Origin of the sequence: Paenibacillus cellulositrophicus, assembly GCF_009363095.1 — a bacterium.
In the GTDB taxonomy this organism is placed as follows: domain Bacteria; phylum Bacillota; class Bacilli; order Paenibacillales; family Paenibacillaceae; genus Paenibacillus_AQ; species Paenibacillus_AQ favisporus.
On sequence record NZ_CP045295.1, the window covers coordinates 3,973,299 to 3,986,673 of the forward strand.

Genomic DNA, 13,375 nt, shown 5'->3' on the forward strand with positions numbered 1-13,375 from the left:
TTCCTTGTAGATCAATAGTTGCGAAACCATACTGCATCTGTGATTGAGCCTTGAGCGCTTTGCCTCTTGGTCTTACTTCCAATCCTGCACCCGCCAGATGTCCGTGACCCAGTCTTCGTAGAAGGCGGGTTCGTGGGACACCAGCAGCACGGTGCCGGGGTAGGCGGCAAGTGCCTTCTGCAGAGAATCCTTCGCGCGGACGTCTAAATGGTTCGTCGGTTCATCCAGAACGAGCAGATTGCTCCGGGTGAGCATCAGCTCGGCGAGCCGGGCCTTGGCCTGCTCTCCTCCGCTCAGCGTCCGCATGGGCTTGCGGATATGATCGGCGCTCAGGCCGGCCATGGCCAGCGTGCGGCGGATCTCCTTCTCCGTCAAATCCGGACGCAAGGACCAGACAAACTGCAGCGGCGTGTCCGAAGACGGCGTGTCCTCCTGCTGGTAATAAGCGGTCCGGACCGTGTTCTGAACGGTTACGGCGCCGCCCAGTACGTTGATACCGCCGAGCAGAGTCTTCAGCAGCGTGGACTTGCCGGCGCCGTTCTCCCCGATGATGGCGATTTTGTCACCGCCCTTGACAGTAAGGTCAAGTGGCCGGAACAGCGGCACCGCGTATCCCGCCTGAAGCCGTCTGGCCTCGATCAGCACCGAGCCGCTGAGGTTTCCTTCCGCCCGGAACTCAAAGCGGGGCGCCGGGCCTTCTCCCGGTTTCTCGACCCGCTCGATCCGGCTCAGCATTTTCTCGCGGCTCTTGGCCTGCTTCGCCTTGCGGACCCGGTTGATGTTAATAAAGGATTCCAGCCGTTCGATCTCCCGGGTCTGCCGCTCATAGGCGGCCTCCTGCTGCTTCTGGGCGAGCGCATACTGCTTCTGGAACGCGGCATAGCTGCCCGTATAGCGTTTCAAGGTCTGATGGGCCAGATGAAAAATCACGTTCGTGATTTCGTTCAGGAAATGCTCGTCATGCGACACAACGATAAAGGCGTGCGGGTACTTTTTCAAGTAGCCGGTCAGCCACTCGATATGCACGGCGTCCAGGTAGTTGGTCGGTTCGTCGAGCAGCAGCACATCGGGCTCCTCCAGCAGCAGCTTGGCAAGCAGCAGCTTCGTCTTCTGGCCGCCGCTTAAGCGGCTTACGTCGGTGTCCAGGCCGATCTCGGCAAGACCCAGCCCACGGGCTACGTCCTCAATTTTGGCGGAAATGGCGTAGAAGCCGGCCTGCTCCAGCCCATCCTGCAGCTCGCCATAGCGCCTGAGCATCGCGTCAAGCCCGTCTCCCGCCTCACCGAATCGGGCCGCGATTTCATTCATTTCGCGTTCCATGTCAAACAAGTGCTGAAAGGCCCGCTCCAAATACCGCAGGACCGTCATTCCTTCCTGCAGCGAGATGTGCTGCTCCAGGAAGCCAACCCGGGCGCGTGGCGACCACTCGATCCGCCCTTCCTCCGGCAGCAGGCTTCCGGTCAGCAGGCGGAACAGTGTCGACTTGCCGGCGCCGTTCATGCCCACCAGTCCGGCATGCTCGCCCGGCAGCAGGCGGAACTCAATATGGCGAAAAGTAACTTGATCTCCGTACATATGCGTAAGATTTGTGACATTTAATATGCTCATGGTTCTCTCTCCTTAGGTTTCATTGGTTGCGAACAAATGAAGCCATCAGGAGGACAGCGAAATGACGTGACGATCCGGTTGTAAATACTGCAAGATACTCCGGCCCTAGGGGTCTGTACCTGGTGATTAGGTATCTTACAGCCCCGCTTTAATATACAGAAAGCGGGTAAGGTGAACACACCCTACCCGCTTACATGTCAAAGCTGGAAAAGATGTGGAAATCATATCGACTGTTCTCGAGATGGCTAAAAAAGGGCAGACTTCTCCCGTATCAAGCCAAATCTCTTCTAAGAACAGTAGACAAAATTTCCATTACCTTTCCACCTCATTCAAGTTTATCGTTACGCCACACAGTATAAGCGAGGCTTCCTGCAGTTGTCAATCGGACACCTGCCCGGGATAGCTTAGCTCTTCCACCCGCCGCAGGCGGTTAAGAATCCTTTGCCCGGAGATATCTTTACAAGGCTGACATCAGAATTTATAATGTCGATGTATGTGCAGAAGTTCGAAAGGGGAATCCATAAGTGGCAGTTGTTTGCTTGTAGCCGGCAAAAGTGCAAAAATTTCGTGAGTTCGTTCACGGGATACGTATGCCCTTTTGACCTAAAACAAGGAACTTCTCGCATCGTATTTTTTTCGATACCGGCGGAGTGCCTTATTTGAGGTACTCCGTTTTTTGGTGAAATGAGGAGGAAAACACATGCTAACGCCATTTATGGAAAACCACGAATATAATTTGATCAAGCGCCTGCTGGGGCGCCTTGAATATAACATCAAGACTACAGCCGACCAGAAAGTCATATCCGCGATCCGGCACACGACTTGGACCCGGGTTATAGAGATGTTCCCTGCTGCGACGGAGGAGCAGAAGCGGTTCTTCGACCGGATTCCGACGCTAAACCGTGCCGAGGAATTCCATGCTTTTTTGAGCGAGCTGGAGCAATACGTTACGGCCTTTCCGCAGGTAACGGAACAGCAGCTGAAGAAGCTTTATCCCAAAGTTAAAAAGCTGAAGCTTCCACTGCTGGCCGAGCTCGATTTCCGCTTCCTGACCTATATCGGCTGGACCGACATTTCAACGAATAAACTGTTCATCGTCTACAACCTGGACGGGAAAATGACAGGCATTGAGGGCCGGTTCACCCCGACGAACAAGAAGGGGGTTTGCTGCCTCTGCAACAAGCATGAAGAGGTGGCCTTCGTGACCGCGCAGACGAAAGCCAAAGGTTCGGCACTGGACCATTTCGGGCGGGTCGGAAATTATATGTGCATCGACAGCGCCAAGTGCAACCAGAATATTACCGATGTGTCTCAACTGGAACGGTTTATGAAGGATGTCTTGAACTAACATGCTGACCATGCATAAAATTCAGAAGAACCCGGGTTGATTCCGGGAGAAATACAGCGGGCAGGCCTAGGGGCCTTGCCCGTTTTTATTTTCCCTTTGAGCTATCAGGAGACGGATTAGTGAATCAGCACAGGCGAAGGCGTCTGGATATATTCGGCGTACCGGATGCCTTCTGCCTTCAATTGCTCCTGACTGGCCCGGTTGGCATCGTACACCACGAACGGGGGAAGGAAGGTACCGTGGCAGTGGGCAATCGTAAGGTGGATCGGTTTTAGCAGCTCGCTGATCGTAAACCAGTTGTCTCCTCCCGCCTGAAATGACTTATCCGTGCCGCCGGCGGTAGTGACGACGATGAATTCTTTGCCCTTTAAATGCTCGCCTCCGGGGCCGTAAGCCCAGCCGGGAGTCAGTACATCGTCAAACCATTTTTTGAGAAGAGGAGGTGAGCTGTACCAATAAAAAGGGAACTGGAGAATAATCCGGTCGTAAGCAAGCAGCAGCTGCTTCTCCCGGTCCGCATCGATCTGCCAATCCGGATATTCCTGATACAGATCGCGGACGTGGATATCGGTATGCTTCGGCAGCGCTTCGAGAAGCGCATGGTTCGCTCTGGACTTGGACAGATCCGGGTGGGATACAATGACCATGGTTTTCATTTCAAATCATCCTTTCGGGCGGTATGCGTTATGAGTGTTGCACCTCCAGTATGGTTCAGGGCCGATACTCTTGAAAAGTACGCAGTTTTAACAGACTAAGTCTTGCAAACCGTACTCTGGATCAGGAGAGCGTATTGCCGAGTAGTACGAAAAATCGTACTATGTACGATTCAAAAGAGTACTGTCGCCATTCCGTGTACTCTGGTACAATGGCAGCAAAGACAGCACTGCCGCTTCGGTGGGAAAGGGGAGGGCTAGCGAGATGAGTAAGGACCACGAGACGGGAACCACGGGAGGAATCATCACTACGCTGCAGGCGATCGGAGGCAAGTGGAAGCCGCTCATTTTGTTTATACTGCTGCACCAGGGGACGAAACGGTTCGGGGAGCTGCGCAGACAACTTCCCCATATTACACAGGGCATGCTGACCAACCAATTGCGTGAGCTGGAGCACGATGGATTGATCCACCGGAAGGTATATCAGGAGGTTCCTCCCAAGGTAGAATACTCCTTGACGGAACATGGGGAGTCGCTGAGATCCGTGCTCCACGATATGTGCAGCTGGGGTTTTGAGCATATGGAATTCAAGGCGAATGACGCCAAGGAGGATATCGCCTCCGAAGCGGACGGAACTATGTAAGGGAGGGCCTGAGGGCCCTCCCTTACTGTATATTGGATGTCACTCTTCAAATGTCAGGTTAGACGGCTCGTCCCGGAGCTCGTAGACGATCTCCAAATTCGTGGTGGGTACGCTCTCGTCAACCTCTTCAAACCGGAAGCTGTCCACCCATACCAGCCCCGGTCCCATCAGCAGCACGCCGAGCGAAATCGTCGCGGCATTGTCCGGGACATCAAGCACGATGGCGTAGTGGTTCCAATGCGTGTCGCCCACAATTCGGCGGTTGTTCATATTGTCAAACCGAAGCACGTCCTCGGCTTGATTATCGACCCGCATCCACAATCCGCAGAACTCGGTCACCCCTTCCGTCCGGACGAAGCCGGAGAAGCGCATTCTGCGTTTCAGGTACCGATCGGCTTTAAATTGCTGCATCATCGTGGCGAACACGTTCGGGCCTTCCGGGGTGACGGCTTTCAAATAACCCGAGGCGTTCCCTTGATGGACGTTGTGACGGTCCAGGCCGATTTCATACTGATGCGGGTGGCTGCCGCTCAGCATCCAGCCTTTTATCATCGATTCCTCAATCATGTTCATTTCTCCTCCTTGAGCGGCATGGGCCTGGGTATGAAGACTGAACATCTTCCGATATCGCCCTGGCGGCATGCCGTACATTTTTTTAAAGGCGCGGGTAAACGCCTCCTGGCTCTCAAAATGGCACTGCAGCGAAATGCCGATGATCGGCTCCTCCGAGTACAGGAGCATCCGCGAGGCGAGACACAGCCGGCGGCTTCGCAAATATTCCGCGATGCTCAGCCCGGTCTCCCTGCGAAACAGACGGTGAAAATGGAACGGCGAGAATCCGGCCTCCGCCGCGATCTGCTCGAGTGTCAGCGGTTCGTGAAGCTGTTCCTCCATGAACCGGATGCTGTGTTGAATCCGATTTGAATACACCAGCGTGCCCCTCCTTTGATATCAGCATAGCAGATGGGAGAGGGTGCGTTTTGACCGTTCTTGCTAACATGCGAAGAAGCCCGGGATGGGCAGGCCATGCGGGCTGGAATATGGGAGGCGTGGGAATCGTCGGCTGCGAACGGGAAAGTTGCGGGGCGGTTTCTACGTGGTGAATAAATTCGGTCATTAAGGGCCGTCGCGCTACCCTTTGTTCAAAGAAGACACGCCACGGCAGCCATTAGCTAGGCTTCGGGATTAGAGCTCGGAAAGATTGAAGTGGACTTCCCGGTTCGGGCAATCCGCTGCGGCGAAATCCAGCAGGCGGCGGCCCTCGTCGGCCAATGCCTCCTGATCGGCGTCCGAGATAGGCTCAAACAGCTTGATCACAAGCTCGGCAGACTGCTTGTTCCGCTCCAGGCTCCACATGCCGCAAACGAAGCCGTCGACGAGCACCGCTGCCCGGATGATGCCGTTCACCGTAAAGATGCGGCGGCGGTAGCGCTCATCCATAATCCGGGAGCGGTCGGCGAAGGAGAGAAGCATGTTGTCGAATTCGCCAAGGAGGCGCGGAGGTGCGGGTGTATCCTCCGCCGGCAGGGGGGCGTCCGCCAGGTCGTACAGAAGGACGCCCTTTTCATCCAGGAAGGTCCGCAGACGCGGCTCGAGCCGGCGGATGACGTCGCTCAGCCGTGTCAGTCCGGACCAGACCTGGATGTCCTTGACCGAGGCCGGACCGAAGGCGGCCAGGTAACGCAGGACCAGCTCCTCGAGTCCGGAGCTGGAAGCTGCCGCGGGCGGGCTGCCCAGCCACGCCTCCGCGGTGGTGTGCAGGGCCTGGCCGCTGGCGCCCCACAGGCCCCTTGGGGGCACCTGCACGAGCGGCACGAGCGTGCGCACCGTGTTGGCGAGCGCGGCCGGGCTGCGGTCCGGCCAGCGCTCCTGCAGGCGGGCGCCGAGCTCGCCATAGGCCAGCGGGGCCTCCTCCAGGAGGGCCCGGCCTGCTGCGGCGACCGCGCCGGTATCCAGGCCGGCCAGCTCCTTGCCGTAGCCTCCCTTCAGGCCGCGGTCCAACGCGGGCTGAATGACCGGGCGCAGCGCCAGGGCGTCCTCGGCCGTCACGAGGTGGATCGTCGACCGCATGATCGCGATGCGCACGGCCTGACGCGTCTCGATCAGCCGGGACAGCTCCTCGTGCCGGAAGCCGGCCAGCCGGGCCCACAGGCCGTAATACGGCGGGGTCGGAGCCTGGGCCTGCATGCCGGCCAGATGCCGCAGCGCGTCAAGCACCGGCATCTCTGCCCGGCGCAGCAGGAGCTGTCGTTCGAGCAGTGCCCGGTTCAAGGCCCGGCGGCTGAGCACCTGGGGAACATTTTTCGTAAAAAGGGATGTATCGGTTGGCTTGGGCATCGGCTCGGTCACGACGGCAGCGCCTCCTTAAGGTTCATGATCTATACGTTCTTATATCCTCAGTATAGCCATCAACGCTGACAACAATATGTCAGGGTTTGGAGAGTACGGTCAAAGGAATTTGTGATCCTCGTCCCGGGGATCGCTGTGGGTTTTCGGGACGGAAGCCAAAATACGGAGCATGGTGGAAATCCAATAGTGCAGCAGGCCGGGTACCGAGAGAAGCAGAATCAGCGGCGGCCGAGCCGATATGCTTTTATGATTCAGATAGAAGAGCAATAGGCAGGACACCAGAACATAACATACAAGCGGCAGTACTCCAGGCGGCGGGTTCCAATAAGCTGCAACTAACCTGGAAACGGCTTGCAGAAGCAGCGAATAACACAACATCGAAACGGTAGGGAGAAACAGCATGACTGTGACGATATCCTGGAACAAAGGAAACTCTTGCCCCGGACCGTACTGTGGCCAGAAAGCAAACAGGCCAAAAGCGCACCAGACGACAGACAGACCTGTCCACAGAAAATAACAAAACCGAATCATGCGGAATCCTCCCCGAAAAGTAATTATACACAGGGATCGGACCCGTTACTGGGCCACCCCCGTGTATCATGCGGAACCATTCACGGCTGATGATTTGGAGGCCGGAGAAGTATTTTAAAATAAGCCTCGACTTCGGCAGCGACCTCTTCCGGTCCTTTGGAGCCGTCCACTTCAATGAGGGGTAGTCCCCGTTCCTTTGCAGACTGTCTGTACTGCTCGGCCCACAGCAGGTCACGTTCGATGTGGTTCTGCTGGGCAAGCTCGGGGTCATCCAGAACTTCGGCACGCCGCTGCCCCTTGAGACGCCGATGATGGGAAGCTCTTTTGAAGGGTTCGCTCGGCACCATCCATATGGCTCGTTGGGGATCTGGTAATAAAGGGAGGAGCGCTTCCGGAAAAAAGCCGGGCCCCTCTGCGATAATGGGACGATCCGCGGACATGGCATGCAAATCTTCAATAACCATGTGAAGCCGATCCAACCAAACCAATTTTCCACTGGCAGCCATTTCCGCTGGCGTGCATGACAGCCATAACCATTCCAGAAACGCCTTCTCATCCAAATTCGCGAGTTTGGTTCCTAACGCGAACAATGCGGGATGCCGCTCAGGATCCGCGCGACGGATATGATCCATTTCATACCGGTCGAAGTGGTATACCTGTAACTGGTATGTTGAGCCAAGCAAGTCTGCTACCGTCGTTTTACCACAATCCGGAGGGCCGCCGATCCAAAGAATATGCGACAAGGCTATTACTTCCTTATTCACGAATGTAGCGATCATCATCACCTCTTTTTTCATGGAAAGTTGTCAGAGTGAAGTGTCTGATATGCGATTCTACAGTTTATTTAGATCCAGTTATTGGGATTTTTGGGGCAGATGTCTCCACATTAACACGCTATTGGGGAGTGATGCAAAAGGCAGTGGAGTTCACCTTTTTTGCCTCTGCATAGCCGGTTTAATACCGATGAGGCAGAGATAACGTGCTAAACAAAAGGATATGCATATATCGTTGCGCAGGGCTGAGCCGCTGTTTACGCAAAGAACGATGCAGTATAATGGGAAAATAATGGGAAAGACACGATACAGAAAGGAGCCTGCCACTGTGAAAATAGGTCAGCTTTCCAAAGCAACCGGCGTCAGCGCACGATCGATCAGGTATTACGAGAAGCAAAAGCTGCTTACGGCAAAGCGGTTGGACAATGAATACCGGGAGTTCGACGAGGTTGACATCAAGCGGGTCCAAACGATCCAGATTTATTTGGAGCTTGGGATGTCGACGAAGGAAATTCTTGAAATTTTGAAGTGCCATGACGATATCAACGTTTATACTGGCAGCGACGGATTTTGTGACGAAATGCTCGAAGCCTACGAGGACAAACGCGAAGAAATTTCCGGGCAAATTCAATCGCTCATGGCCGTTCAGCGGCGGCTGGATCAACGCATCGAACAAATGAGAGAGCAGCGGGTCTTGGTCAACAGGGAGGGCAGCGCTGTCGAAGAGACCAGCCCACTTGGAGAAGCATCGATAAGATAAGCGGAAAAATCATCGAGAGAAGCCCGGTCCAGCAGGTGGACCGGGCTTATTCGGCCAGGCTCGGACGCTTGCCGAGGGCTGACATTTTACTTTTTCCTTTTTTGCAGTATTTCGGTAAGAAAAGAAAACCCGTCCGCACCATGTCCGTCGTCGATCGCACGCAGGGCGATGTCGTTTGCGGCCGTTAGTACGCTGGTATCGATCCCATGGGAAAGTGCAGTTTCAATAATGTGCTTCATACCTGCGGCTGCCGAAAGCAGGTTGGAGCCGTGTCCGGGATATTGCCTGTTGTCGACTTGCTCAGCGAGTCCAGCCATAATATTCGGGAGAATGCTGCTAATCCCTTGAGCAAAAGGAAGAAGTTCCTTCGCACTGATGTTTTCAGATTTCGCCAAGGTCAGGGCATGAATATAACCGCTGATGGACGTCCAGTAAATATCCAGGAGCGACACATCGTAGGCTGCGGCCCGGCCGGGATCTTCCCCGAGGTACGAGGAAGTGCCTCCGATGCTTGCTAAGGTATGACGATGGGCTTGGTAGACGGACTCCGGCCCGCTGTACAAAACCACAGCCGAGCTCTGGCCAATCGTTGTCGTCGGTGTCATGATTGCCCCGTCAAGGTAGTGAATCTCGTGTTCTGCCGCCCATCCGGCGGTTTGGCGTGCGCGAAACGGTGCGTCGGCGGTCAGATTCACCAAGGTACGCCCCTTCAGCGCGTCGCCCAGCGGGCGGATGATCGTATGGACGGCGTCATAATCAAGGACGCACACGATGACCAGCGGACTGGCCAGAGCGGCTTCAGCGGCCGTCCCGGCAAGACTCGCTCCCTGTGCGACGAGCGCATCGGCTTTGCCGGCAGACCGGTTCCAGATCGTGGTCGGATGCCCGGCCTTCAGGAAGGCCCCGGCCAGCGCATGGCCCATGGGACCAAGACCAAGAATCGTCACCGGTGCCCGGGTTTCTTGGATGGGATGACTGTGCTGAACGGGGTTATTAGCTGTCAATGGAATTCCTCCTTTTTTTCATTTACCCATTCCATTCCGGTTGAGGTGATGCAGCAGGCGGTCAGTCAGATAGGGGATGCTGTATCATCTCGATGATCCTGGTGAGGCCGTCGGTACCGTGACCTTCCGCTATTCCCCTGTCGATCAGGGCCTGCATCGGCGTGATAAGCTCCGTGCTGATCCCCAGCTCTCTGGAGGCGGCGATGAAATTGACGAACCCCGTCTGGTTGATATAGAGGCTGGATACATCTGTTCGATGATCGTTGGCATCCACCGCTTGCGCAATCCGAGGCATCGAGGCCGTCATGGCCGAAAGCCAGGGAACTACAAGCGGCGTAAACGATTCGGCTTGGACTCCTACCGAGCGGACCATGGCTATAGCATGGAAAAGGCCGCCGTACATCCCGTACATAACGCTCAGCAGCGCCAGGTCGTAGAGAGGGGCAAGACCGGGATCGCCGCCAAGGTACTTCGTGCTCCCCAGCTTTTCCAATGCAGGCTGCCAGGCTTCGAAAGCACTAGACGAACCGCTGTACAGGACAAACGCTCCGGAGGTTCCGATCATTTGCGGCACAGCCATGATGCCGCCGTCCAAATATTCAGCGCCGTGTTCGGCTGTCCATGCGGCCGTCTGCCGGGCTTGTGCCGGCGATCCGTTGGTGAGGTTCACCACCGTCCGTCCGGCCAGCACATCACCCGCCTGCTCGAGAATTTCCTGCACGGCTGCATAATCCAGCACGCAGATTACAATCAGTGGACTGGCCGCAATGGTTTCAGCGACCGTGCCGGCGGCCACCGCGCCTTGCGCCGCGAGTGTTTCGGCTTTACCGGGCGTGCGGTTCCAGACGGTGGTCCGGCGGCCCTCCTTCAGAAAGGCTTGGGCCAGCGCCGACCCCATCATGCCTAGTCCGATGACGCTCACCGGTAAAAGATGCCCCTCAGTTTGCGTCCATTCCTGCCCCAGCGGATTCACTTGTTTATTTTCCTTCATAGGATGTTCTCATCTCCTTTCCTACCCATCTTAAAAGGTTGACACAGTGTCAAAGTCAATGCGTATTTTCCACGATTTTATAAATGCGAAGCTTCGGCTCAAGGCACGGACGAATTGGCGATAGGATTGTTTTTAATGGGAAAAGTCATCTTTTTTGTTATATCCCAGTTATTGACAACAGGCGCGTGGAGGTTTTACAATGAATCAACGGGATGTTAGTGATTACTAACATCGTCCGGATGACGACTCCAAAGGATGCTGACACAATGACGGAATCAACGACCAACCGGGACAGACTGATGCTGACCGCGATTGACCTGATGGCCGAGAAGGGATATCAGGGAGTAACCACGAAGGAAATTGCCGCAGCGGCGGGAGTGAGCGAGATGACGCTGTTCCGCAAATTCGGCACCAAGCTGCAGCTGCTGGAACAGGCGATCGACCGTTTTCATTATGCGGGCGAGATGGAGGAGCTGTTTTCCACCCGGCTGACATGGAGCTTGCGTGAAGATCTGCTGCGGATAACCCGTGCCTACCATGACATCATGGATCGGAACCGGAAGCTGGTGCTGGTCATGCTGCGCAGCGCGGAGCTGTCCGATCTGCGCGACCGGGCTCAGGAGCATCCGCGGCAGCTGCAGCAGCTGCTGACGGCGTACTTTCAGGAGATGCACCGGCAGGGGAAGGTGAAAGCCATAGATTCCGAGGCGCAGGCCATGGCGTTTATGTGGATGAATTACGGTGCCTTCATTTCCCGTCTGCATAATGCGGATTTGATTACAGCCGTGTCCCAGGAGCAGTTTCTGCAGACGAGCATCGCATTGTTCGTCGATGCCCTCACTCCGATAAACGAACGGATTAAAGAGCGGTAGAGAGGGGAGCGGGCGGCGGGACGTGATGCTCGATCGGCCAGGCCAGGCAACTATTTTTACATTGCGAGGAGCGGTGACAATGAGCAAATCAACAAGCAAGCTGGCGGTACCCATTGCGGATGATGCAGCGAAGCCCGTGGGGATGACCGCCGCTGCCGGGTTTCAGGTCGGCGTCCGGAGAACGTTTCCGGTATCACGGGAAGCGGCGTGGTCGCTGCTGACTTCCCCACAGGGCATGATGGTATGGCTTGGGAAATTCCAGTCCCTTGAATTCAAGCCGGGAACGACGTATACGTCCAAGGAAGGAAACCACGGCGAGATTCGGGTCGTCAAACCCGGGGAGCAAGTCCGCTTGACCTGGCAGCGGCCCGGCTGGAGCCATCCTTCCACGGTCCAGATCCGCTTGCTGGAGGCCAAGACGGGAACGACGATCAGTTTCCATCAGGAAAAACTGACGGATATCCAGCAGCGTGAGCAGATGAAGGCATATTGGGAAGAGGCGGCGGACCACATCCGGCAGCAGCTGGCTGCAGACGGATCGAAAGCATGGCCTCAACGAATGGATCATTGAGTAAAACACCGCCACTTGATCGTTTGATTGAATCGAAGGAGCCGCAACGCCGGTAAGACGACTTGGAGAGTTGATTTCCTCCTCCGCTGCGGCTTACTATAATAACTTCAGGAGGAGGTCTGCCGATGGCTGAACTGAAGGCAGTATACAATGAGGAATTTTTGCGGGGATTCGGGGCGAAGGTTCATACGGCCCACGCCGCGTTTGATACAGATAAGTTTGTCAAAGACGTCATGGACGACACATGGGAGGAACTTGAGCTGAAGGCCCGAATGCGGCGGATCAGCGAAAAGCTGGGCGATCACTTGCCCGCCCGATATGAAGAGGCGCTGGAGGTGCTCTTCGCGATCGACGAGCATTGTGCGGGGTTTCCGTACCTGTTCTTTCCCGATTTCGTGGAAGTGTTCGGGCAGGCGCCGGAGCACTGGGACCTTTCAATGAAGGCGCTCGAGCGCTTCACGTCCAAATCTTCGGCGGAGTTTGCCGTCAGGCCTTTTCTGCTGCGGGACCCGGAACGGATGATGCGCCAGATGACGGCTTGGGCGCAGCATCCGGACGAGCATGTCCGGCGTCTGGCCAGCGAAGGCAGCCGGCCGCGGCTGCCGTGGGGACAGGCCCTGCCGATGTTCAAGAAGGACCCGGCGCCGGTGCTGCCCGTGCTGGAGCTGCTGAAGCAGGACCCGTCGCTCTATGTCCGCAAGAGCGTCGCCAACAACCTGAACGACATCGCAAAGGACCATTCTGATGTGGTGCTGGAGACGGCAAGGCGCTGGAAGGGTGCCCATCCGCATACCGATTGGATTATCCGTCACGGATGCCGGACCTTGATCAAGAAGTCCCATCCGGAAGCGATGGCTCTGTTCGGCTATGCAGAGTCATCCGCGGAGGAACCGCTGGCGTCTGCCGCTTCGCTGACGGTAGAGCCGTCCGAGGTCGCGGTCGGGGGCAGCACAGAGCTTCACTACGAGATCCGCGTGCGGGACGGGCAGCCGGCCCATATCCGGGTGGAATACGGGATCGACTTTGTCAAAGCCCGTGGCAAAATATCGCGCATAGCGTTTTTGCTGTCGGATAAGACCGTACCCGGAGGCTCCCGCCTGTCGGGGACGCGAACCCATTCCTGGGCCGATCTGACGACGCGCCGACATTATCCGGGCGAGCACCGGATCGTGCTGCTGGTCAACGGCCGGGAGGCGGCCTCCGCCAGCCTCGTGCTTACAGGCAGCGGCGGGGAGCAGCAGGCATAGGCGAAGCATGCGAAGACAAAACAAA

14 protein-coding genes are annotated in these 13,375 nt (G+C 56.3%); 6 read left to right on the plus strand and 8 right to left on the minus strand.

What is annotated here, in order from left to right:
- Window positions 1–72 precede the first annotated feature (72 nt).
- Window positions 73–1,608 (minus strand): ABC-F family ATP-binding cassette domain-containing protein, encoded by a 1,536-nt coding sequence (locus GCU45_RS17790; RefSeq protein ID WP_152399826.1) that lies wholly within the window; start codon window positions 1,606–1,608, stop codon window positions 73–75.
- Between the two features lie 700 nt (window positions 1,609–2,308).
- Here GCU45_RS17790 and GCU45_RS17795 point away from each other — a divergent pair.
- Window positions 2,309–2,956, plus strand: coding sequence for a FusB/FusC family EF-G-binding protein (locus GCU45_RS17795; protein ID WP_152399827.1), 648 nt, complete (start codon window positions 2,309–2,311; stop codon window positions 2,954–2,956).
- 116 nt (window positions 2,957–3,072) lie between these two features.
- On the opposite strand, the gene GCU45_RS17800 is transcribed toward GCU45_RS17795, so the two are convergent.
- Window positions 3,073–3,612 (minus strand): NAD(P)H-dependent oxidoreductase, encoded by a 540-nt coding sequence (locus GCU45_RS17800; protein ID WP_152399828.1) that lies wholly within the window; start codon window positions 3,610–3,612, stop codon window positions 3,073–3,075.
- Between the two features lie 262 nt (window positions 3,613–3,874).
- Here GCU45_RS17800 and GCU45_RS17805 point away from each other — a divergent pair, with 262 nt between their 5' ends.
- A complete protein-coding gene (locus tag GCU45_RS17805) occupies window positions 3,875–4,252 on the plus strand; it encodes a winged helix-turn-helix transcriptional regulator (RefSeq protein WP_152399829.1) in 378 nt (125 codons plus the stop codon).
- A 39-nt stretch (window positions 4,253–4,291) separates the two neighbouring features.
- On the opposite strand, the gene GCU45_RS17810 is transcribed toward GCU45_RS17805, so the two are convergent.
- The 4 genes from GCU45_RS17810 to GCU45_RS17825 form a co-directional block, all read right to left on the minus strand.
- Window positions 4,292–5,185: a helix-turn-helix domain-containing protein gene (locus GCU45_RS17810; RefSeq protein WP_425281298.1), complete on the minus strand. Its 894-nt coding sequence runs from the start codon at window positions 5,183–5,185 to the stop codon at window positions 4,292–4,294.
- A gap of 252 nt (window positions 5,186–5,437) precedes the next feature.
- Window positions 5,438–6,601 carry a winged helix DNA-binding domain-containing protein gene (locus GCU45_RS17815; protein WP_244364132.1) on the minus strand — a complete coding sequence of 388 codons (1,164 nt, stop codon included), beginning with the start codon at window positions 6,599–6,601 and terminating at the stop codon, window positions 5,438–5,440.
- Window positions 6,602–6,700: 99 nt separating this feature from the next.
- Window positions 6,701–7,132: a hypothetical protein gene (locus GCU45_RS17820; RefSeq protein ID WP_152399830.1), complete on the minus strand. Its 432-nt coding sequence runs from the start codon at window positions 7,130–7,132 to the stop codon at window positions 6,701–6,703.
- Between the two features lie 80 nt (window positions 7,133–7,212).
- Entirely contained in the window at window positions 7,213–7,875 is a 663-nt protein-coding gene (locus GCU45_RS17825; protein WP_152399831.1) for a hypothetical protein, read from the minus strand.
- Window positions 7,876–8,233: 358 nt separating this feature from the next.
- Between GCU45_RS17825 and GCU45_RS17830 the strand changes: the two genes are divergently transcribed.
- The gene (locus GCU45_RS17830) at window positions 8,234–8,665 is read left to right on the plus strand and encodes a MerR family transcriptional regulator (RefSeq protein WP_152399832.1); all 432 of its coding nucleotides are present in this window, start codon (window positions 8,234–8,236) and stop codon (window positions 8,663–8,665) included.
- A gap of 86 nt (window positions 8,666–8,751) precedes the next feature.
- Here the strand turns inward: GCU45_RS17830 and GCU45_RS17835 are convergent, their stop codons facing one another.
- A complete protein-coding gene (locus GCU45_RS17835) occupies window positions 8,752–9,669 on the minus strand; it encodes an NAD(P)-dependent oxidoreductase (RefSeq protein ID WP_280117396.1) in 918 nt (305 codons plus the stop codon).
- Between the two features lie 61 nt (window positions 9,670–9,730).
- The gene (locus GCU45_RS17840; protein ID WP_152399833.1) at window positions 9,731–10,660 is read right to left on the minus strand and encodes an NAD(P)-dependent oxidoreductase; all 930 of its coding nucleotides are present in this window, start codon (window positions 10,658–10,660) and stop codon (window positions 9,731–9,733) included.
- A 266-nt stretch (window positions 10,661–10,926) separates the two neighbouring features.
- Between GCU45_RS17840 and GCU45_RS17845 the strand changes: the two genes are divergently transcribed.
- The 3 genes from GCU45_RS17845 (at window position 10,927) to GCU45_RS17855 (ending at window position 13,350) form a co-directional block, all read left to right on the plus strand.
- A complete protein-coding gene (locus GCU45_RS17845) occupies window positions 10,927–11,532 on the plus strand; it encodes a TetR/AcrR family transcriptional regulator (RefSeq protein WP_244364134.1) in 606 nt (201 codons plus the stop codon).
- A 79-nt stretch (window positions 11,533–11,611) separates the two neighbouring features.
- Window positions 11,612–12,103 carry an SRPBCC family protein gene (locus GCU45_RS17850; RefSeq protein ID WP_152399834.1) on the plus strand — a complete coding sequence of 164 codons (492 nt, stop codon included), beginning with the start codon at window positions 11,612–11,614 and terminating at the stop codon, window positions 12,101–12,103.
- A 125-nt stretch (window positions 12,104–12,228) separates the two neighbouring features.
- Entirely contained in the window at window positions 12,229–13,350 is a 1,122-nt protein-coding gene (locus GCU45_RS17855) for a DNA alkylation repair protein (protein ID WP_152399835.1), read from the plus strand.
- Window positions 13,351–13,375 lie beyond the last annotated feature (25 nt).